At 69.5% G+C, this 19277-nt stretch carries 19 protein-coding genes; 13 read left to right on the top strand and 6 right to left on the bottom strand.

The genetic code is table 11. From position 1 onward, the window contains the following. The first annotated feature begins 9 nt into the window (after nt 1-9). From FDA94_RS20445 to FDA94_RS20435, 3 genes are read left to right on the top strand one after another with little or no spacing between them, the layout of a single operon-like run. On the top strand, nt 10-402 hold the full coding sequence (locus tag FDA94_RS20445; RefSeq protein WP_137248681.1) for a VOC family protein: 393 nt from the start codon (nt 10-12) through the stop codon (nt 400-402). Beyond that, the gene (locus tag FDA94_RS20440) at nt 399-1334 is read left to right on the top strand and encodes an NADP-dependent oxidoreductase (protein WP_137248680.1); all 936 of its coding nucleotides are present in this window, start codon (nt 399-401) and stop codon (nt 1332-1334) included. The genes FDA94_RS20445 and FDA94_RS20440 overlap by 4 nt, the downstream gene beginning before the upstream one ends. 38 nt (nt 1335-1372) lie before the next feature. After that, the gene (locus FDA94_RS20435; protein WP_137248679.1) at nt 1373-2491 is read left to right on the top strand and encodes an acyltransferase family protein; all 1119 of its coding nucleotides are present in this window, start codon (nt 1373-1375) and stop codon (nt 2489-2491) included. Here the strand turns inward: FDA94_RS20435 and FDA94_RS20430 are convergent. Further along, on the bottom strand, nt 2473-4812 hold the full coding sequence (locus tag FDA94_RS20430; protein WP_170991037.1) for a right-handed parallel beta-helix repeat-containing protein: 2340 nt from the start codon (nt 4810-4812) through the stop codon (nt 2473-2475). The genes FDA94_RS20435 and FDA94_RS20430 overlap by 19 nt on opposite strands. Nucleotides 4813-5116: 304 nt before the next feature. Here FDA94_RS20430 and FDA94_RS39980 point away from each other — a divergent pair, with 304 nt between their 5' ends. After that, on the top strand, nt 5117-5353 hold the full coding sequence (locus tag FDA94_RS39980) for a hypothetical protein (RefSeq protein WP_212735408.1): 237 nt from the start codon (nt 5117-5119) through the stop codon (nt 5351-5353). Here the strand turns inward: FDA94_RS39980 and FDA94_RS20420 are convergent. The 3 genes from FDA94_RS20420 to FDA94_RS20410 form a co-directional block, all read right to left on the bottom strand. Continuing rightward, nucleotides 5328-5669 carry a DUF742 domain-containing protein gene (locus tag FDA94_RS20420; RefSeq protein ID WP_137248676.1) on the bottom strand — a complete coding sequence of 114 codons (342 nt, stop codon included), beginning with the start codon at nt 5667-5669 and terminating at the stop codon, nt 5328-5330. The genes FDA94_RS39980 and FDA94_RS20420 overlap by 26 nt on opposite strands. Further along, nucleotides 5666-7621: a sensor histidine kinase gene (locus FDA94_RS20415; protein ID WP_170991036.1), complete on the bottom strand. Its 1956-nt coding sequence runs from the start codon at nt 7619-7621 to the stop codon at nt 5666-5668. Before FDA94_RS20415 ends, FDA94_RS20420 begins: the two co-directional genes overlap by 4 nt. A 564-nt stretch (nt 7622-8185) precedes the next feature. Then, the gene (locus FDA94_RS20410; RefSeq protein ID WP_137248674.1) at nt 8186-8560 is read right to left on the bottom strand and encodes a barstar family protein; all 375 of its coding nucleotides are present in this window, start codon (nt 8558-8560) and stop codon (nt 8186-8188) included. Nucleotides 8561-8781: 221 nt separating this feature from the next. Between FDA94_RS20410 and FDA94_RS20405 the strand changes: the two genes are divergently transcribed. From FDA94_RS20405 to FDA94_RS20385, 5 genes are all read left to right on the top strand, one after another. Beyond that, nucleotides 8782-9636: an EamA family transporter gene (locus FDA94_RS20405; RefSeq protein ID WP_137248673.1), complete on the top strand. Its 855-nt coding sequence runs from the start codon at nt 8782-8784 to the stop codon at nt 9634-9636. Then, nucleotides 9633-10241, top strand: coding sequence for a GntR family transcriptional regulator (locus tag FDA94_RS20400; RefSeq protein ID WP_137248672.1), 609 nt, complete (start codon nt 9633-9635; stop codon nt 10239-10241). Before FDA94_RS20405 ends, FDA94_RS20400 begins: the two co-directional genes overlap by 4 nt. A 69-nt stretch (nt 10242-10310) precedes the next feature. Then, the gene (locus FDA94_RS20395) at nt 10311-10652 is read left to right on the top strand and encodes a hypothetical protein (protein WP_062338484.1); all 342 of its coding nucleotides are present in this window, start codon (nt 10311-10313) and stop codon (nt 10650-10652) included. A gap of 71 nt (nt 10653-10723) precedes the next feature. Continuing rightward, on the top strand, nt 10724-11788 hold the full coding sequence (locus tag FDA94_RS20390) for an aminoglycoside phosphotransferase/kinase family protein (protein ID WP_137248671.1): 1065 nt from the start codon (nt 10724-10726) through the stop codon (nt 11786-11788). 40 nt (nt 11789-11828) lie between these two features. Then, nucleotides 11829-12731 (top strand): NmrA family NAD(P)-binding protein, encoded by a 903-nt coding sequence (locus FDA94_RS20385; protein ID WP_137248670.1) that lies wholly within the window; start codon nt 11829-11831, stop codon nt 12729-12731. Here the strand turns inward: FDA94_RS20385 and FDA94_RS20380 are convergent. Beyond that, complete coding sequence (locus tag FDA94_RS20380) at nt 12724-13656, bottom strand: LCP family protein (RefSeq protein WP_137248669.1); 933 nt, start codon at nt 13654-13656, stop codon at nt 12724-12726. The genes FDA94_RS20385 and FDA94_RS20380 overlap by 8 nt on opposite strands. Nucleotides 13657-14009: 353 nt before the next feature. Here FDA94_RS20380 and FDA94_RS20375 point away from each other — a divergent pair, with 353 nt between their 5' ends. Genes FDA94_RS20375 through rfbD form a run of 4 tightly spaced genes read left to right on the top strand, consistent with a single transcriptional unit; the run spans nt 14010 to nt 18274 of the window. Next, entirely contained in the window at nt 14010-15455 is a 1446-nt protein-coding gene (locus FDA94_RS20375; protein WP_137248668.1) for a sugar transferase, read from the top strand. 4 nt (nt 15456-15459) lie between these two features. Beyond that, nucleotides 15460-16527: a glucose-1-phosphate thymidylyltransferase gene (locus tag FDA94_RS20370; protein WP_137248667.1), complete on the top strand. Its 1068-nt coding sequence runs from the start codon at nt 15460-15462 to the stop codon at nt 16525-16527. Beyond that, nucleotides 16524-17465 carry a dTDP-glucose 4,6-dehydratase gene (gene rfbB, locus FDA94_RS20365; protein ID WP_137248666.1) on the top strand — a complete coding sequence of 314 codons (942 nt, stop codon included), beginning with the start codon at nt 16524-16526 and terminating at the stop codon, nt 17463-17465. Before FDA94_RS20370 ends, rfbB begins: the two co-directional genes overlap by 4 nt. Then, complete coding sequence (gene rfbD / locus FDA94_RS20360; protein WP_137248665.1) at nt 17462-18274, top strand: dTDP-4-dehydrorhamnose reductase; 813 nt, start codon at nt 17462-17464, stop codon at nt 18272-18274. The genes rfbB and rfbD overlap by 4 nt, the downstream gene beginning before the upstream one ends. Here rfbD and FDA94_RS20355 read toward each other — a convergent pair. Further along, the gene (locus FDA94_RS20355; RefSeq protein WP_137248664.1) at nt 18271-19236 is read right to left on the bottom strand and encodes an FkbM family methyltransferase; all 966 of its coding nucleotides are present in this window, start codon (nt 19234-19236) and stop codon (nt 18271-18273) included. The genes rfbD and FDA94_RS20355 overlap by 4 nt on opposite strands. Between the last annotated feature and the right edge of the window lie 41 nt (nt 19237-19277).

The raw sequence follows: 19277 nt of genomic DNA, 5'->3' as shown, positions 1-19277 counted from the left end.
GTAGATCACGTGACTGAGGTTCGGGAACTGCGGCTGGTCGTGACGGCCGAGAACTACGAGGAGGCCCTCCACTTCTACCGCGACGTGCTCGGCCTCCACGAGATCGCCGACTTCTCCTCCGACGACGGGAGGGTCCGCCTGCTGTCGGCGGGGCGGGCCACCGTCGAGATCGTCGACGTACGCCAGGCGCAGTTCATCGACCGCGTCGAGGTCGGCCGGCGGGTGGCCGGGCACATCAGGGTCGCCCTGGAGGTCCCCGACGCCGAGTCGACGACGGCGCTGCTGGAGGAGCACGGCGCCGACGTGCTCGCACCGCCGACCCGCACCCCATGGAACTCGCTCAATGCCCGGCTGACCGCCCCCGACGGGCTGCAACTCACCCTGTTCGAGGAGCTCGAATGAAGGCCATCAGCCAGGACACCCTGGGCGGACCCGACGTCCTGCACGCGATCGACCTGCCCAAGCCGGCCCCCGGGCCGACCGAGGTGCTGGTCAGAGTGCACGCCGCCGGGCTCAACCCGACCGACTGGAAACACCGTTCGACCGGCTATCTGATCGGTGAACCGCCGTTCGTCCTCGGCTGGGACGTCTCGGGCGTCGTCGAGGCGGTCGGCAGAGGGGTGGCGATCCACAAACCCGGCGACGAGGTCTTCGGCATGCTGCGCTACCCCGTCGGACACGGCGCCTTCGCCGAGTACGTCGCCGCGCCGGCTCGCACCTTCGCTCCCAAACCGGCCGTGTTCGACCACATCCAGGCCGCTGCGGTGCCGCTGGCCGGGCTGACCGCCTGGCAGGCGCTGGTCGACGTCGCCAAGGTCCGTGAGGGCGGCGAGGTGCTGGTGCACGCCGCGGCCGGCGGCGTGGGGCATCTCGCGGTCCAGATCGCCAAGGCCCGCGGCGCTTACGTCTATGGCACCGCGAGCGCCGGCAAACACGACTTCCTGCGCCGGCTCGGGGTCGACGAGGTGATCGACTACCGGTCGACCGACTTCACCGCCGCGTGCGACGGGCTCGACGCCGTGATCGACACCATCGGCGGAGACTACGGGCCGCGTTCGCTCAAGGTGCTGCGGCCCGGCGGTGTCCTCGTCTCCCTCGTCAGCTCCATGGAGGTCGCCGACCTGCCGGAACAGGCGGAGAATCGCGGCGTGCGGGTCGAGTCGATGATCTGCGAACCCGACCTGTCGGCGCTGAAGAGCCTCGCGGCGCTGATCGAGGCCGGGCGGCTGCGGGTCGCGGTCGCGGCGGTCTTCCCGCTCGACGAGCTCGGCAAGGCCATGGAACTCGGCGAATCGGGCCGCACCACCGGGAAGATCGTTCTCACCGTGCCCTGATCTGGCGCGCGGCGGCGCGGGGACGGACACTGGCTGGCATGGTCATCCAGCGGACGTCCACGCGCCGGCCGGAACTCGATCTGATCCGGATCATCGTGGTGTTCGGGCTGATCTTCTTCCACGCGGCCCTGGTGTTCGACGCCGAAGACGACTTCTACGTGAAGAACGCCGAGACCACCTCGATCACGATGATCCTCGCCGGGTTCATGGTCATCTGGGCGATGCCGATGCTCTTCCTCGTCGCCGGGGTGGCGTCATGGCACGTCCTGAGAAGACGCACCGCCGCCGGGTTCGCGGGCGACCGGCTGCTCCGGCTCGGTGTGCCGCTCCTGGTGGCCGTCGTGACGATCATCCCGATCCCGCAGTGGATCAGAGCCGGGACGAGGGAGAGCTACTGGGAGTTCCTGCCGAAGTTCTTCGACGTCCACATCGATCTCGGCAACTTCCCCCTCATCGTGCGCGGCGACCACTTCGAGACCGGCCACCTCTATTTCGTGGTGATGCTGATCGCCTGGTCGCTCATCCTGGCGCTGATCGTCCGATGGATGCCTTCCGACTATGGCTTCTTCGCCCGGCGGGGCCTGATCCTGCTGCCGTTCCTGCCGATCTCGCTGGTGTGCGCGTTCCACGGCCTCGAAGAGGAGTTCGCGGCCTGGAGCCGGTGGGCCTACCTGCTCTTCTTCCTGTACGGCTACATCCTGGCCGCCGACGATCGGCTGAGGGAGGCCATGCGCCGCGACGCGCCACTGGCCGCCGGGATCGGCGCGGTCCTCTTCGCCGTCGGAGCGCCCAGCTTCATGCTGCTCGACGGCGATCCGATGCTCGACATGGGGCCACTCCACATCGTCGTCCGGGCGCTCTACGGCGCGGCCTCCTGGTGCATCTGCGTGGCCCTTCTCGGCTTTCTCGACCGGCGCGAGTGGAGCGCGAAGAACGAGGGCTACCTGGCGCGCGCCGCCCTGTTCGTCTACGTCGTCCACCAGCCGGTCGTGGTGGTGGCCGCCTATTACGTGGTCCGGTGGCAGGCGCCGATCCTCGTCAAGTACGCCGCCATCGTCGCGGTGTCGTTCGCGGTGACGCTGGCGGCGTACGAGGTCGTGCGGCGCATTCCCTACCTGCGGGAACTGTTCGGGGCGCGTCAGGCCGGGCGGGCGTAGAACGCGATGTGCTCGTACGTCCAGCCGTCGGCGACGGCCGCGTCGCGGGCCTGCGGGCCGACGACGTAGTTGTGGTAGGCGCCCTTCCTGAGGCGGTAGACGGCGATCGTGCCCGGGGTGTTCTGGTTGACGGCGTAGAAGGTGACGCCCTCGTAGACGTAACCCGAGCGGTTCACCGCGTTGTCCCGTTCGACCGTGCTGCGGGCGAACAGGCGGTCACCCGAGGTCGGGTGGACCAGCCGGTGGATGGGGACCAGCCCGTTGGCCGCGCGCCCGGAGACGAACAGGGTCACGCCCTGGTCGACGTAGCCGTAGCGGGCCACGGCCTTGTCGGCCTCGCCTCTGCTCAGGGTCAGCAGCGAGTGGCCCTGGGTGGGGTGCGTGACGACGTACAGCTGCCTGCGCAGCAGATCGAGCACCGGCGCGACCGTCTGCGACGGAGAGGGCGTCGGCGTGGGCGACTTCGTGGGCGTGACCGACGGCGTGACCGACGGCGTGACCGACGGCGTGACCGACGGCGTGACCGACGGCGTGACCGACGGGCTGGCGCTCGGTGAGGCCGTGGGCGACTTCGTGGGCGTGACCGACGGCGTGGCGCTCGGTGACACCGTCGGGGTGGGCGGCGGGGGAGTGGTCTCCACGCTCGGGCCGCGCAGGGCGCCCAGGGGGACCTTCTTGCCCGCGTCGACGCCGATCGCCGCTGCGACGTCCTCGGGCAGCGGGGCGCCGGCCGAGGATGCGGGGGAGCCCGACTTCAGCTTGTAGTCGCCGCCGTTGAAGTAGCCCTCCGCGCCCTCCTGGTAGTGGGCGTTGCTCTCGCGGCCGGTCGACTTGAGCTGGGTCAGGCTGGTGAACGCCTGGTCGTTGCCGGCCGGGAGCGCCCACTTGGCCACCTGGGAGGCGGTCGTCGGGCGGTAGTAGCCGTTGTTGTCCATCTGCCCGGCGGGGATCATCTTCGCCGCGCCGACCCGCTTGCCCGACGACGCGCTGTTGGCGTCGACCGTGTCCACGAGGGCGCCGCCGCCGGAGCGGCCGGAGAAGATGTTGTTGATCAGGGTCACGTCGGCGGTGTCCCAGGTGACCCCGCGCGCCACCGCGTCGGGAGCGGGACAGTTGTCGGCGTTGCAGCGATCCAGGTGGGGACGGGGGTCCTCGGCGACCTGGATCGGGGAGGCGTTGTCGGCCATGGTGTTGTTGTAGACGCGGACCTTGTTCGAGCCGCTGATCTTGAGCCCGAACTGCCCGTTCCCGGCGAGCAGGTTCGAGGCGATCAGCCCGCGCGAGGACACCTCGTAGTACATGCCGTGCTTGGCGTTGCCCCTGGCCACGTTCCGGACCAGCCGGACGTTCTCGCACGACAGGTCGCACCAGAACCCCGCGCCCTGGTTGCCGTCGAACACGTTGTCGCGGATGTTGGCGTTGACGAGGAAGGTCGCCTTCATCCCGGCCCCGGCGAGGCTGGAGACCGCGACCAGGCCGATCTTCTCGGTGTTGTTGCCCGAGACGACGTTGCCGTACATGGTGAGGTTGGCGGCCTTGTGGGAGCTGATCCCGGTGAAGCCGTTGGCGGTGATGGTGTTGCCGGCCAGCCGCATGTCGTCGGCCAGGGCCGACACCCCGGCCGCCGCGTTGAGGGTGACCGTGTTGTTCTCCAGGAGCACGCCCCTGGCCTGCGAGATGATCGCGGCCGGCTTCTTGCGGTAGTCCTGGCTGGTCGCGTAGTGGGCGAAGCCGAGGCCCCGGAGCACGGAGTTCTCCGAACCGGGCAGGAAGTGCACGGCGTAGGCGATGGAGGCCAGTTCGACCCGCGCACGGGCGGGGTCGCTGCCGAGGTAGACGGTGCCGCGGCCGTCCCAGAAGAAGGTGCCGGCGGTGACGGCCGCGCGGGAGGTCACCTGCCGGAGCGGCTTGCCGCCGTAGAAGGCCATCTCCGGATCGCCGCCGATGACGTTGCCGGACGTGATGTCGGGCGGGTACACGCAGGCGGTCCGGCAGATGTCCGGGTTCCAGCCGTCGAGGCGCCAGGCGGTTCCGTCGCGGACGAACTTCGCGGGCGCGATCTCGGTGCTGCCCTTGAACCAGGCCTGCTCCCCGGGCGCCGACTGGATCGTCACCGGCTTGGCGATGCTGCCCAGGGACTCCCGGTATTCGCCGCCGCGGAGGACGATCGTCGTCATCACCCCGCCCTTGGCGCGCTTGAGGGCGGCGGCGACGGTACGCAGCGGCGCGCTCTCTGTTCCCGGGTTGGCGTCGTCACCCGAGCTCGCCGACACGTGAACCGCGTCCGACGCGGGCGGGGCCGCGATCGCCTGAGTGGCCACGTCGACTCCGATCGCGCCGCTGACGGCAAGCGAACAGATGACGAATCTTCTATAACGAAGAGGCATAGGCCCTTTCATACCGAGAGGGTCGTGATCGTGTACACAGAAGTTACAAAAACGGCCTGAGTCCCTCAGGTCACAGTGAATGCCTGTATTAACGAGGATTAACCGAGCCGTGCACGACGATCTTCTCCGGGCCGTTATGGCCGCTGCCAGCGCTTTTTCCGAGGCCGGTCGCGACCTTTACCTCGATTTCCATCCCGACATCCGGCGCTGGTCGCCGATCACCGATCTCGTGGGGAAGGTGCGCCTCGGGGTTTCGTACACCCTTCCCGACGGCCGTGAACTGGTCTGTGAGGTGCGGCTCCGCCCCCACGGCCCGGCCTGGACCGTCGACGGGACGGTCGACCTCGACGGCGAGGAGTTACTTCTGTTACCCGAAGGTCCGGAAGACCTGCTCGGCCACTACACCGAGCAGGTGCTCGAACCGGCGCGCCGGCATCTCGACGAGGCCCTCAGAGGGCTCGCAAACCCTGGATGACCTCGCGCAGGATCCGCTCCTCCGGCAGCTGGGCCACGGTGGCCTGCGGCCGGGCGGTGATGATGTTCCGGTCGCGCAGACCGCTCAGCAGGATCCTGACCACGTTCAGCGACAGACGCACGTCGGAGGCGAGGTCGGCGACCGACGCGGGCGACTGGCAGATCCGGACGATCTTGAGCTCCTCCGGTGTGAGGCCCCCGAGCGGCGCGCCCGGCACCGCCCGGATGATCGTCATGAGCTCGAACTCCGGCCCGGTGGGCCGGGTCCGCCCCCGCGTGAGGGTGAACGGGCGCAGCAGAGGTGGTTCGTCACTCACGCTTTGTCATCCTCCGCTCGGCGCCAACCGGCCTGGAAGGAAGAGTACAAGTCGGGCTTGCCCTGCTCCTCCCGCAGTTGCGGCGCCATGTTCGCCTGCCTCACCCGCCGGGGCAGGTTCGTCTCGGCCGTCGGCTTGGGCCCCGCCCCGTGCCGCCCCGATACCGGCGACAGCACCGGCGCCTCGGTCGGCTGGGCCGGCACCAGGCGCTCGGCCGCCGCGATCTCCGCGGGGTCTGGCATGACGACCAGCTCGGCCGGGATCAGCACGATGGCCGCGGTGCCCCCGTACGGCGAGGGCCGCAGGTTGACCGTGATGTCGTGCCGCTTGGCCAGCCGCCCGACGACGAACAGGCCGAGGCGGTCGCTGTCGGCCAGGTCGAACTCCGGCGGGTCGGCCAGCCGCGCGTTGATGGCGGCCATCTCCTCGGAGTTCAGCCCGAGCCCCCGGTCCTCGATCTCCAGGACGAACCCGCGCGCCGCCAGGTCGCCGTGGACGCTGACCCGGGTGTGCGGCGGGGAGAAGATCGTCGCGTTCTCGACGAGCTCGGCGATCAGGTGGATGGCGTCGGTGACGGCCGGGCCGACCAGCTTGGCGTGGTGCGGCACGTTGACGTCGACCCGCAGGTAGTCCTCCACCTCCTCGACCGAGGCGCGGACCACGTCGAACAGGGCGACCGGTTCCCGCCAGCCGCGGCCGGGGACCGCGCCCGACAGGATGATCAGGCCCTCGGCGTGGCGGCGCATGCGGGTGGTCAGGTGGTCGAGGCCGAACAGCTGCTCCAGCAGGTTCGGGTCCTCGGTCTGCCGCTCCAGGCCGTCGAGGATGCCGAGCTGCCGGTGCAACAGCGATTGGTTTCTGCGGGCCAGGTTGAGGAACACCTTGTTGACGCCCTGCCGCAGCTGCGCCTGGCCGACCGCCGCTTGGACGGCGGTCGCCTGCACCGAGGTGAAGGCGTTGGTGACCGTGGCGACCTCGGCGGTGTTGCCGGGCACCTCGACCGGCGGGGTCTCGGCCCTGACGTCGACGTCGTCACCCCGGCTGAGCCGCCGCACGATGTCGGGCAGCCGCCGGTCCGACAGGTCGACGGCGGCGTTCTGCAGCGCGCCCAGCTCGGCGGAGATCCGGCGGCCGAACCTGACCGACACCAGCAGCGTGACCACGAGGGCGATCAACCCGACGACCGCGAGCACGCCGAGCCGGATGAGCACGGTCATGACGGCCGGCTGCATGCGGTTGCCGATCTCGACGCTGGCCTGGCCGCCCAGCTTGTCGAGGGTGATCGAGAGCGCCTCGGCGGTGGCCTGCCAGCGGCCCGCCTCCGGGGGCAGCGCCGCCTCCGGCCTGATCTTGTCGCGGACCGCCCCTTCGAGCTTCACGAAGTCGAGGTAGGCCGCGGAGCCGTTCAGCTTCACGTACGGGTCGCGCATCGACCCTTCGAGGTCGGTGAAGCCGAGGCTGTAGAGCATGGAGCGCTTGGCGGCCATCTCGACGAACACCTCTTGCTCGCGTTCGCTCATCCGGCCGGTGCCCAGGGTGCCGGCGAGGAGCGCCGACTGCTGGCTGACGATCTCGCGGGCCCGGCCGACCATCACGACGGCCCTCGTCTGGCCGATCAGGTCGAGGTCGGGAGCGATCATCATGCGGTCGTAGACCTGCCAGCCGACCTCGGCGATCTCGCTGTACTGGGTGAGCGCGTCGAGGCGCCCGATCTCCCGGTTCTCCACCTGGCTGCGCAGCGAGTCGAGCCGGTCGAGCTGCCGGAGCAGTTCCTGTACGCGGTCCCAGAGGGCCGGCGGCGCGGCCTCGCGGCCGGCGACGGCGTGCCCGGCGAGGCCGGCCGCGATCTCGTCGGTGCGCTTCTGCTGCGCGTCGAGGTCGGCGTGGAAGGAGGAGCTGCCACCGAGGTAGGTGACCGACATCAGGCGCTCGTGCTGTAACTCGGTCAGCACGGCGCGTGAGGGGAGGACGATGTGCTCATAGACCCTCCCGACCCGGAGATATTCCCGTCCGGATGTGAGGGTAATAGCCGCGGTCAACGCCCAGATGACCGCGAGAGCGGTCACGGGCGCGAGCAAGACCGCGAAGATCTTGAACCGGATGGAGCGTTTGCGGCCAGCCATGAGACCTCAGCAGAGGGCGAACACATGCGTTAATAGTGGCGAAACAATAGCAACGCGTGAGCTGTGGAACTAGGTGGCGTTCGCAACAAAATGGGGGCTATTCGGGTTTGACACCGATTCGCGGCTTTCTCTGTCGCGGCGCCGAATGAAGTTCCGGTCGATGATGACGCTCTGTCGCCTTCCAGCCCGCTCTCTACCTGCATCGATGGCCAATCGAGGTGAAACGGGCGTGACGGCGGTCACACTCCGCCGTGTAGCCCCCTGGTTGCGGATGTGAGGTAGGACACCACCCGAAAGCAACGTTTCGGTCAACGTAGTGGACGCATCTGGTCAGCGGTGACCCCCGGATGGCCGTCTGGAGGACGGCCGGAGAATCTGCGGGCTCCGAGGCGTTCAGTTGTCCAGCATGATCACGGTCAACGTCGCCTCGCCCTTGGTGCCGTCGGTGGCGGCGTCGGAGAGGGCGGAGCCGAGGCCGTCATAGGACGTCGCGTCGCTCTTGCGGAGGACCGACGGCTTCGACCAGATCAGGACGTGCTCGCCGGGTGACAGCCACGAGAGGTCCGTCAGGTGGTCGTAGAGGGAATCGAGGCAGTGACCGAAACCTTCCGGAAAATCGAGGGCGCGGGCGATGGCTTCGAAAGCGGCGGCGGAGGTGACCATTTCGGCGCCGTCGAGGAGGTGGGGGGTGGCTCCCCGCTCCTTGACCTCGGCGATGGCGGCGGCGACCCCGACGGTCCGGGGAGCCCGTACAAACCGACTCAACATGGTTGCGGTCTTCCCCGAGAGAGGCACTTCCCACGTCTCCGGGAATCTTCTGGGTAAAAACAACTCTTTTTATTGGCTTATCCGCTGCTTTTTCGCTGCATTGTCATGGGCTCTGGCCTGGCACGTCAATGATTCCTGTCAGATCTTTACTGGGGGTCATAAAGGACAGTCGGCGGTATATGGCTTGCGATCGAGTGTCTAGTTGTCAGACAATCTGACGCATGCGCACCTCCGCTCTCCTCGTCGTGCTCGCCGCCGTGCTCTGGGGGACCGCCGGCACGGCCGGCACCTTCGCCGCCGCCGGGGCGGTCGCGCTGGCCGCCGCCCGCCTCGTCATCGGCGGCTCGGCGCTGGCCGGGTTCGTCCTGCTCCGGCCCGGCGCCAAGGTCCGGCCCAGCCCAACACTGTTGCTCGGCGGCCTGTGTGTGGCCCTCTACCAGCTCTGCTTCTTCGTCGCGGTGAACATGACCGGCGTCGCGATCGGCACCGTCATCCTCATCGGCAGCGGCCCCGTCTTCACCGGCCTGCTGTCGTGGGCGCTCGACCGGCAGGCCCCCAGCCGCCAGTGGATGTGGGGGACCGCCGCCGCGATCGTCGGCTGCGCCGTGCTGCTGCTCCCCGGCGGCGGCACCGTCGACCCGCTCGGTGTCGGCCTGGCGCTGGTCGGCGGCTTCATCTACGCCTCGTACGCCGTCATCGCCGCCCGAGCCATCGTCGCCGGCCACCCCAGCGACGAGGTGATGGCCGTCATGTTCGGCGTCTCGGCCCTGATCATGATCCCGATCCTGCTGGCCGGCGACCTCTCCTGGGTCACCGACCCGGCCAGCCTCGCCACCGTCTTCTACCTGGGCCTGGCCACCACGGCCCTGTCCTATGTCCTGTACGGCCGGGGCCTGCGCGGCACCCCCGTCGCCACCGCCAGCACCCTGGCCCTGGCCGAACCGGCCGTCGCGGCGCTGCTGGGCGTCGCGGTCCTGGGCGAGACCCTGAGCCCGACCTCGTGGGCCGGCCTGGCGATGCTGGCGGTCAGCCTGCTCGTGGTGGCCCGGCCGGAAAAAGTAGGCTCTCCGGCGTGAAGCTGCGCCCCGTCTCCACCGTGGAAGCCCTCGCGGACGCCCTGCGCACCCGCATCCTGTCGGGTGACGTCGCCCCGGGCACCCAGTTCCCCGAACAGGAGATCTCGGCGACCTACGGGGTGGCCCGCCCGACGGTCAGGGAGGCCATCGCGGCGCTCGTCCACGAGGGCATCCTGCGCCGGGAGCGCAACAAGTCGGCGTACGTGCCCGACTTCACCCGAGACGACCTCGACGACCTGCTCTACGTACGCCGCCCGCTGGAAGACCTCGTCGGCGCCGCCGTGGCCGGGCGGCGGATCGAGGAGGCCCGGCGGGCCCTCGACACCATGGCCGCGCTCCCCGACGACGCCCCCTGGGCGGGCATCGTCGCCCAGCACATGGCCCTCCACGAGGCCCTCGCCCGCGCCGCCGGGAGCCCTCGGCTGCTGCGCCTCTATCTGTCGCTGTCGGCCGAGACCCGTCTCGGGGTGGTCCGCCTGCGGGAGGCGTACCCGGATCGAGACGAAATGGTGACGGAGCACCGCGAACTGCTCGAACGACTGGAGGCGGGAACCCCGCAGGACGCGGCGGAGGCCGCCCGCGAACATCTCGTCTGGCGCATCTAGGCAAGACGTGGGCGACCGCGAGAACGGGCCATCTTGCCGGACCACTCAAAGCCCGACACAATCGCGCCCATGCACGTGCCGGATACCTACGTGTACGTCACCGAAGAAGGCGTGACCCGCCACTACGCCGACGGCTCCGTCGAGGCGCTGGCGTGGGAGGACGTCATAGAGGTCAGGGTCGGCGGCGTCACCGAGTCCGACGTGCTCATCGTCCTGGAAGACCGCGCCGGCGACAACTGCGTGGTGCCCCGGTCGGCCACCGACGCGACGTTCCTGGCCCGCCTCCGCTATCTCCCCGACTTCGATCTCGACCGTCTGTCGTGGGCCGTCGAGAACGCCGACGACGGCTTCGTCGTGGTCTGGCGCAGCCCCGATCCGCCACATCCGCTCCCAGATTTGGAATACGACTAGCCAAGATCACCCCTGAATCCGACATAGAGTGACAAAGAGCGTCTGTTGTCACCTGGGTTTGGATTCAGAGCATGAACGCCGATCTGCGCAGTCTCATCGCGCGCGTCTGGGAACCGTCCGGCGACGTCGTCCGCGTGACCACGGGAGAGATCCCACCGGGCTACCGCGAGGCCGAACGCTACTCCTACACCGGCGGTCAGCTCCGTCCACGCGGCGTGTTCGCCCTCCACCCGGTGGTCGTCAGCCTCCGCGCCGACGCCGACCCAGGCGAGAACCTGCTCGTCTCCTGGCTCACCGGCCTCCTGGGCCGCGGCCCCCTGCGGGCCACGTTCTCCCTGCGCCCCGAGCGCCCCTATGTGTGGCTGCACGCCCGGGGCCGCGCCGTCGCCCGCGCGACGGTCGGCTGGAACACCGCGACGAGCGTCCTGGCCGTGAACGAGGCCGTGACCGTGTCGGCCCTCGACGGCCACCGGCTGGCCCCCCGCCTGCTGGCCGAGTCGGAGTGGCAGGGCCACCCCGTGACCGTGACCTCGTGGACCGGCCGCCCTCACCGCCAGGGCGATCCCGCCCCGTCCCCCCAGATCATCAGGGAAGTCGCCTTCAGCGGCCCCCGCAGCCGGGTCATCCTGTGCGAGGCGGCGTACTGGAAGCGCCTGCGCGCCGAGATCGCCGCCCTCCGCGAGGCCCCCCGCCTGGCCGCCGTCGCCGACCGCCTGGCCGAACGCCTGGAACGCTGCTACGGCGACGTGGCCCTGACCTTCGGCCGCTGGCACGGCGACCTGGTCCCGGAGAACGTCCTGTGGACGGGCGGCAGGCCGCGCCTGGACGGCTGGGGCCTCAGCGCCCCCGACGTGCCCCTGGGCTTCGACATCCTCCACTGGCACTTCCACGAGGCCCTGACCGCCCGGGGCGCGTCGCTGCACGAGGCGTCGTCGGCCGCGGGTGACGCGGCGGTCCGGCTGCTGGGCGAACTGGGCGTCCCAATGGAGGCCCGCCCGCTGGTGGCCTGGCTGTTCCTGCTGGAGACGGCCCTGCGCGCCTACCGGGAACGCCTCGACGGCTCGTCGTGGAACCCGGCGATCTACCCCGCGATCATCCACGTCCTGTCGGAGGGCGGCGTCTACGCAGCTCCCTGAGGCTCCGTATGATCACAGAGAGTGACATAGGGGGTTGGCGGTGGCCGGAAAGCTGGTTCTCGTCCCGGGGTCCCGGGGGCTGGGGCGGAAGGTCCTGGAGCGGTTGCACCGCATGGACGTGCCCGTTCGGGCCATGGTCCGCCGCAACGACCAGCGGGCCGAAGACCTGCGGGCCCTCGGTGTCGAGGTCGTGATCGGCGATCTGACCAAGCCAGACACCGTCGCCGCGGCGCTCGACGGCGTCTCGCGGATGTACTTCGGGATGGCCGTCTCGCCCGACCATCTTCTGGCCGCCGCCGTCGTGGCCTCGGTGGCCAAGGACATGCGGGTGCTCGACGGGCTGGTCGACCTGTCGCAAATGACGGTGTCGCAGATGACCGCGACCAGCACCGCCGAGTCCGACCAGCAGCGCCTGCACTACCTGGCCGAGCGGGTCTTCGACTGGTCGGGCCTGCCGGTGACCCACGTCAGGCCGACCGTGTTCCTCGACAATCCGCTGTTCACCACGCTGGCCGCGCGGTCGATCCGCGAGAACGGCACCATCGCGCTGCCGTTCGGGTCCGGCCGGACCTCGCCCATCGCGAGCGACGACGTCGCCCGCGTGGTCGCGATGATCCTGCGCGATCCCTCGCCGCACGTCGGCGAGGTCTACCAGCTGACCGGTCCGCACACCCTCGACATGCACGGCGTGGCCGAGGAGTTCGCCAAGGCGCTCGACCGGTCGGTCACCTACCGCGACGTCCCGCTCGACCGGTGGGTCGCCGAGGTGCTGCCGAAGACGGGTCTGCCGGCGCACACCCAGCAGCACGTCGCGACGATGGCCAGGCTGCACCGCGAGAACCGCTACGACCGCGCCACCGACGACGTCTTCCGCGTCACCCGGCAGCCGGCGCAGACCGTCGAGCAGTTCGTGGCGGCGCACCGGAGCGTCTACCTCAGTTGACCTGCTTGGTGTTCGACGTCCCTCCGTGGTCGTCGAAGTACTGCTCCAGCTTGTCGTCTCTGATGGCGGCGTACATGATCTTCGCGGCCTTCTCGTCGAGGCGGACGATGCTCGCGCCCTTGACCGTGTCGGTCCCGGCCAGCGGCACGGTCGAGGCCACCAGGCTGCCGCCGCGGATGTTGCGCAGTTCGATCGCCAGGTCGCGCAGGGTGCCGATGGAGACGCCCGAGTCGACGCTGATCGACGTGGTCAGGGCGCCGAGGAAGTCGTTGAGGGCGAACGGGTCGGTCAGCACGCCGCCGTTGATGAGTTTGTCGGCGACCGCGCGCAGGAACGCCTGCTGGCGTTTGATGCGGTCGAAGTCGCCGCCCGGCAGGCCGTAGCGCTGGCGGACGAACAGCAAGGCCTTCTCGCCCTCCAGATGCACCGTTCCCTGCGGCCAGGTGATCTTGTTGGCCGAGTCGTACGTCTCCCGCGAGACCTCGACCTCCACCCCGCCGATGGCCTTGCTCATGGCGACGAAACCCTTGAAGTCGAGTGCGGCGAAATGGTCGACGCGCACCCCCGTCAGCTTCTCCACGGTCGAGATGAGGAGTTTGGGGCCGCCGTACGCGTACGCGGAATTGATCTTGTCACTGCCGTGACCGGGGATCGGCACATACGAGTCGCGCGGGATGCCGACGAAGAACACGCGGGCCCGGTCGGCGGGCAGGTGCACCAGCATGATCGAGTCGGCGCGGTTGAAGCCCTTCTCGCCCGGACGGCTGTCCGAGCCGATGAGCAGCCAGTTCTGGGCCTCGCCCACGGGCTTGGCGGGACGTTCCGGCTCGGCCGGGAAGACGTCGTCGATGCGGGTGATGTTGCGGTCGTAGGTGTACTGCCGCTCCATCGCGATCGTGAACAGGGCGGCCAGCGGAAGTGACAAAACCAGTAAGGAAACAATGAAAATGTTACGTCTGCGTGTAGAACGCTTTTTCGGTACTGGCTCGTCTGTGATTTGGGTCACGTCAGGTCGCTCCGGGTGGAGAGCTGCGGGGATGCCGAGAAAATCCAGGTCGAAGCGTGTACGCGCGCAGCTGTCCAGAGCCGCGCCTGAAGTATAAATGGCCTTATGTGGACATTCAGATGAACTTTCCCTCTAAGTTGCGGCGATCTTACGATCGTTCCATCGTTCACAGACTTCAAGGTCAACAAGATCAGTCAGTGATCTAGGTAAACCAACGGTACAGGTGGGGCGTCCGTCAGGTAACAAGTGTGGGGGAAAGGCGCATCTGCGACATGGATGTTGCTCTTGAAGAGGTGGTTCGCTCCGGGGTCAACGATCCCGGCTGGTCACGGCGCTACATCCGCGCCGCTGTCGCCATGGACGCCCTGAGTGGCGCCGCGGCGATCCAGGGGGTCCTGCTGGCGCGGTTCGCGCTCGGGATCGCCCATCCCGTCGAGGTGCCTCTCGGGCTGGCCATCGCCACCGGCTGGCCGCTCACCGTGGCGCTCGTCGGGGGGTACGACCGCCGTCACATCGGTGACGGCGCCGACGAATACCGAAAGATCATCCACTCCGCGGCGATCCTCGCGTCGGTCGTCGCGATCAGCGCGTACGTCACCCAGACGTCGATCGCGCGCTCCTATGTCATGGCCGGCATCCCGATCTGCGCGCTGCTCACGCTCGGCGTCCATTACGCCCTGCGCAAGCGGCTGCACCGCCGCCGCCGCAACGGCGAGTGCCTGCGGCGGGTGGTCGTGGTCGGGCACTGGACCTCGGTGCTCGACCTGCACGCGCAGTTCTCCCGGGAACGCCACCACGGCATGCGGATCGTGGCCGCGTGCGTGCCGCCCGACCAGGCGGGGCAGCTGCCCTCGCAGGTCGACGGCTTCCCGGTGCTGGGCGACTTCGGGAACGTCCCGGAAGTGGTCGTGGCCTCGCAGGCCGACAGCGTGGCCGTGCTCGCCTGCCCCGAACTCGACGGCCACGCGCTGCGGCGGCTGGCCTGGCAGCTGGAGGAACGCGGCACCGAGCTGCTCGTCGCCACGGCGCTCATGGAGGTCGCGGGGCCGCGCATCAACATCCGGCCGGTCGCCGGGCTCGCGCTGCTGCACGTCGAACACCCCGACATCAGGGGCATGCGGCAGGCCGTGAAGAGCGTGTTCGACCGGGTGGTGGCGAGCATGGTCCTGCTGATGCTGCTGCCGTTCATGCTCGTCATCGCGGCGGCGATCAGGGTCAGCAGCCCGGGGCCCGCGCTGTTCCGGCAGGCCCGCGTCGGCAAGGACGGCGAGGTCTTCACCGTCTACAAGTTCCGCACGATGACGGCCGACGCCGAACACCGCAAGATCACGCTTCGAACGTTCGGCGACGACGGCAACGGGGTGCTCTTCAAGCTCAGGAACGATCCAAGGATCACCCCCCTCGGAACGTGGCTCCGGCGCTACTCCATCGACGAGCTCACCCAGCTCATCAACGTCATCAAAGGAGAGATGTCCCTCGTGGGACCACGCCCGCCGCTGCCCGAGGAGGTCGCCCAGTACGGCGACGACGTCCGGCGGCGGCTGCTGGTGAAGCCCGGCATGACGGGCCTGTGGCAGGTCAGCGGACGGTCCGACCTGACGTGGGAGGAGTCCGTGCGGCTCGACCTGCGCTACGTCGAGAACTGGTCGCTCACCCTTGACGTGCTCATTCTCTGGAAGACGTGGTCGGCCGTGTTCGGCGGACGGGGAGCGTACTGAAGACATGAAGGCCCTGGTTCTGGCGGGAGGCTCGGGCACCCGCCTGCGGCCCATCACGCACACGTCGGCCAAGCAGCTCGTACCGGTGGCGAACAAGCCGGTGCTCTTCTACGGCCTTGAGGCCATCGCCGACGCGGGGATCCGCGAGGTCGGCATCGTCGTGGGCGACACCCAGGCCGAGATCGAGGCGGCGGTCGGCGACGGCTCGCGGCTCGGCCTCAACGTCACCTACCTGCGGCAGCAGGCGCCCCTCGGGCTCGCGCACGCGGTGAAGATCGCACGTGACTTCCTGGGCGACGACGACTTCGTCATGTACCTGGGCGACAACTTCATCGTGGGCGGCATCCGCTCGCTGGTGGCCAGGTTCGGGCACGACCGTCCGGCCGCGCAGATCATGCTCACCCAGGTCCCCGACCCGACGCAGTTCGGCGTCGCCGAACTCGACGGGCAGGGCCGCGTCGTCGCGCTGGAGGAGAAGCCGAAGGCCCCCAAGAGCGACCTCGCGCTGGTCGGTGTCTACCTGTTCACCGCCGCCGTGCACGAGGCGGTGGCCGAGCTCAAGCCGTCGGCGCGCGGCGAACTGGAGATCACCGACGCGATCCAGTGGCTCATCGACGACGGCCGCCGCGTCGAGTCGACGGTCATCTCCGGCTACTGGAAGGACACCGGCAACGTCGCCGACATGCTGGAGGTCAACCGGCTGGTGCTGGAGTCGCTGCAGCCGGAGGTGCGCGGCCAGGTCGACGCCGCCTCCGAGCTCATCGGGCGCGTGGTCGTCGAGGAGGGCGCGGTCGTGACCGGGTCGCGCATCGTCGGCCCGGTCGTCATCGGGCCGGGCGCCCTCGTCCGCGACTCCTACGTCGGGCCGTTCACCTCGGTGGCGGCCGGCTGCGTCATCGCCGACAGCGAGATCGAATACTCGATCCTGCTGGCCCGCTCGTCCATCACCGGGGTACGCCGGGTCGAGGCGTCGCTGATCGGCCACGACGTCGAGGTCACTCCGGCTCCCAACACGCCCCGGGCCCACCGGCTGGTGCTCGGCGACCACAGTAAGGTGCAGATCTCCGCATGACACGTGTCCTGGTCACCGGCGGCGCCGGGTTCATCGGCTCCCATTTCGTGCGCACTCTGCCCGACGCGAAGATCACCGTCCTCGACAAGCTGACCTACGCGGGCAACCGCGCCAACATCGAGGGCGTCGACCACCAGTTCGTCCACGGCGACATCTGCGACCCCGATCTGCTGGCGGAGGTCGTGCCGGGCCACGACCTGGTGGTGAACTTCGCCGCCGAGAGCCACGTCGACCGGTCGATCGACGGCGCGGCCGACTTCGTGCGCACCAACGTGCTGGGCGCGCAGACCCTCATGCAGGCCTGCCTCGACGCCGGGATCCCCAGGGTCGTGCAGGTCTCCACCGACGAGGTCTACGGCACCATCGAGACCGGCTCGTGGGACGAGAGCGCCGCGGTGAACCCGCGCTCGCCCTACTCGGCGGCCAAGGCCGGCGGCGACATGATCGCGCGGGCCTACGCGGTCACCCACGGCCTCAACGTCTCGATCACCCGCTGCGGCAACAACTACGGCCCCTACCAGTACCCCGAGAAGGTCATCCCGCTGTTCGTGACCAACCTCCTCGAAGGCCGGCGGGTGCCGCTCTACGGCGACGGCGGAAACGTCCGCGACTGGGTGCACGTCGACGACCACTGCCAGGGCATCCGCCTCGTGGCCGAACACGGGCGGCCCGGCGAGGTCTACCACATCGCCGGCACGGCCGAGATGTCCAACCGCGAGCTCACCGAGCACCTGCTCACCGCGTGCGGCGCGACCTGGGACAGCGTCGACTTCGTCGAAGACCGCAAGGGCCACGACCGCCGCTACAGCCTCGACGACGCCAAGCTCCGGGCGCTCGGCTACGCCCCGCGCTGGACCTTCGACGAGGGCCTGGCCGACACGGTCGCCTGGTACCGCGACCACGCGGCCTGGTGGAAGCCGCTGAGAGGCTGGGCATGACCCGCTGGCTCGTCACCGGCGGCGGGGGCATGCTCGCCTCTGATCTCGTACGCGTCCTCGACGGCGCCGACGTCCGCGCGCCCTCCCGCGCCGAACTCGACATCACCGACGAGGCCGCCGTGGACGAGGCCGTGAACTGGGCCGACGTGGTCGTGAACTGCGCCGCCTGGACCGCGGTCGACGACGCCGAGACCCATGAGGAAGCGGCCCTCAAGGTCAACGCGCCCGTCAGGCTCGCCGAGACGGCGGGCCGCAAGCTCGTCCACCTCTCCACCGACTACGTCTTCTCCGGCGAGGGCGCCGAGCCCTGGCCGGAAGACGCCCCGACCGGCCCGATCAACGCCTACGGCCGCACCAAGCTGGCCGGCGAGCGGGCGGTCCTCGCCCACCACGGCACGGTCGTCAGAACCGCATGGCTGTACGGCGCCCACGGCCCCAGCTTCGTGCGCACGATGACCCGCCTCGAACGGTCCCATGACTTCGTGAACGTCGTCGCCGACCAGCACGGCCAGCCCACCTGGACCCACGACCTGGCCCGCCAGATCGTCGACCTGGTGAACTCGGGCGCGCGGGGGGTCTTCCACGGCACCAACTCCGGCGCCACCACGTGGCACGGCCTGGCCCAGGAGGTCTTCCGCCTGCTGGGGGCCGACCCCGAGAGGGTGCGGCCGGTCACCTCGGAGGCGTTCCCCCGCCCCGCGCCGCGCCCGAAGAACAGCGTCTTAGCGCACGGCGCGTGGGCGTCGGCGGGCCTCAAGCCGATGCGCGACTGGCGAGAGGCCCTGCACCGGGCCTGGCCCGAGCTCTAGAGGGCGCCGGCCTTCTCGGCCGGTACGACGATGACGTCCCGGGAGCCGTAGCGCGGCAGCGGCTCCTCGGACGCCAGCTCGGCGTCGGTGATGACGTGCAGCGCGTCGTGCCCGATGGCGCGGATCTCGTAGTTCTCCGCGCGCAGGTCGCGCAGCACTTGGCGCAGCGCCGGAACGTTCCGGAGCACCTCGACGACGATCGTGGGCCGGGCGGCCAGCAGCTGCGGCCAGACCGCGCGCAGCACGCCGGCCTCGTAGCCCTCGATGTCGAGCTTGATGAGGTCGGCGCCCTCGATCAGGTCCGACATCTTCACCGTCGGGACGGTGATCGTCCGGGACGCCGGGCGGTTGCTGATGCCCTCGCCGCCCTCCGACAGGTAGGCGCCCGTGGGGGCGACGTAGCTCTCCTGGTCGGGCAGCGACAGTTCCAGCGTGGCGGGGGCGTCGTCGGGCACCACGGCGGCCTGGACCACCTTCACGTGGGCGAGCCCGTTGAGGTCGGCGTTGCGCGACACGATGGCCGCCGCCTCGGGGTTGGCCTCCACCGCGACGTAGGGCGTGGTGCCGGCCGCCTCCGCGCCCTGGACGGTGTAGTAGCCGATGTTGGCGCCCAGTTCGAGGATGCCGGTGGCCTTGGCGCACAGGTCCCGCCAGCAGGCCGTCTCCATGCCCTCGTAGCCGCGCTCGCCGTACCAGAACAGGATGCGCACCAGCCGCGACTCGACGGCGGCCAGCCGGATGCGGGGGTTGTCCGGCAGGGCGAAGTCTTCGACGAAGCCCAGCGGGCGGTGCCGCAGCACCTTCACCACCTGGCCGAGCACGGTGCGGGAGAGCCCGGAGGAGGAGTGGAATCCCGAACGGGTCTTCATCGTCACTCCGGGCGGCACCACGACGAGGGCGCGGGAGAGCAATTCTCGGGCCCGCATTCGGGCGCGCAGAACAGGCGAGAGCTTTTCGGCCATGGACTTCTCTCGAATCGGGGCAAAAGGTATCGACCCACAAT

Origin of the sequence: Herbidospora galbida, from assembly GCF_005233835.1 — a bacterium.
Classification (GTDB): Bacteria; Actinomycetota; Actinomycetes; order Streptosporangiales; family Streptosporangiaceae; genus Herbidospora; species Herbidospora galbida.
Note: the sequence above shows the minus strand (reverse complement) of the source record. Positions and strands in the feature narration are given on the sequence as shown.

What these genes read in the sequence shown, in the direction of transcription:
- FDA94_RS20440 (WP_137248680.1), top strand. Translation starts at nt 399, where the DNA reads ATGAAGGCCATCAGCCAGGACACCCTGGGCGGACCCGACGTCCTGCAC.
- FDA94_RS20435 (WP_137248679.1), top strand. Translation starts at nt 1,373, where the DNA reads ATGGTCATCCAGCGGACGTCCACGCGCCGGCCGGAACTCGATCTGATC.
- FDA94_RS20410 (WP_137248674.1), bottom strand. Translation starts at nt 8,560, where the DNA reads ATGTTGAGTCGGTTTGTACGGGCTCCCCGGACCGTCGGGGTCGCCGCC.
- FDA94_RS20405 (WP_137248673.1), top strand. Translation starts at nt 8,782, where the DNA reads ATGCGCACCTCCGCTCTCCTCGTCGTGCTCGCCGCCGTGCTCTGGGGG.
- FDA94_RS20395 (WP_062338484.1), top strand. Translation starts at nt 10,311, where the DNA reads ATGCACGTGCCGGATACCTACGTGTACGTCACCGAAGAAGGCGTGACC.
- FDA94_RS20390 (WP_137248671.1), top strand. Translation starts at nt 10,724, where the DNA reads ATGAACGCCGATCTGCGCAGTCTCATCGCGCGCGTCTGGGAACCGTCC.
- FDA94_RS20375 (WP_137248668.1), top strand. Translation starts at nt 14,010, where the DNA reads ATGGATGTTGCTCTTGAAGAGGTGGTTCGCTCCGGGGTCAACGATCCC.
- FDA94_RS20370 (WP_137248667.1), top strand. Translation starts at nt 15,460, where the DNA reads ATGAAGGCCCTGGTTCTGGCGGGAGGCTCGGGCACCCGCCTGCGGCCC.
- rfbB (WP_137248666.1), top strand. Translation starts at nt 16,524, where the DNA reads ATGACACGTGTCCTGGTCACCGGCGGCGCCGGGTTCATCGGCTCCCAT.
- rfbD (WP_137248665.1), top strand. Translation starts at nt 17,462, where the DNA reads ATGACCCGCTGGCTCGTCACCGGCGGCGGGGGCATGCTCGCCTCTGAT.
- FDA94_RS20355 (WP_137248664.1), bottom strand. Translation starts at nt 19,236, where the DNA reads ATGGCCGAAAAGCTCTCGCCTGTTCTGCGCGCCCGAATGCGGGCCCGA.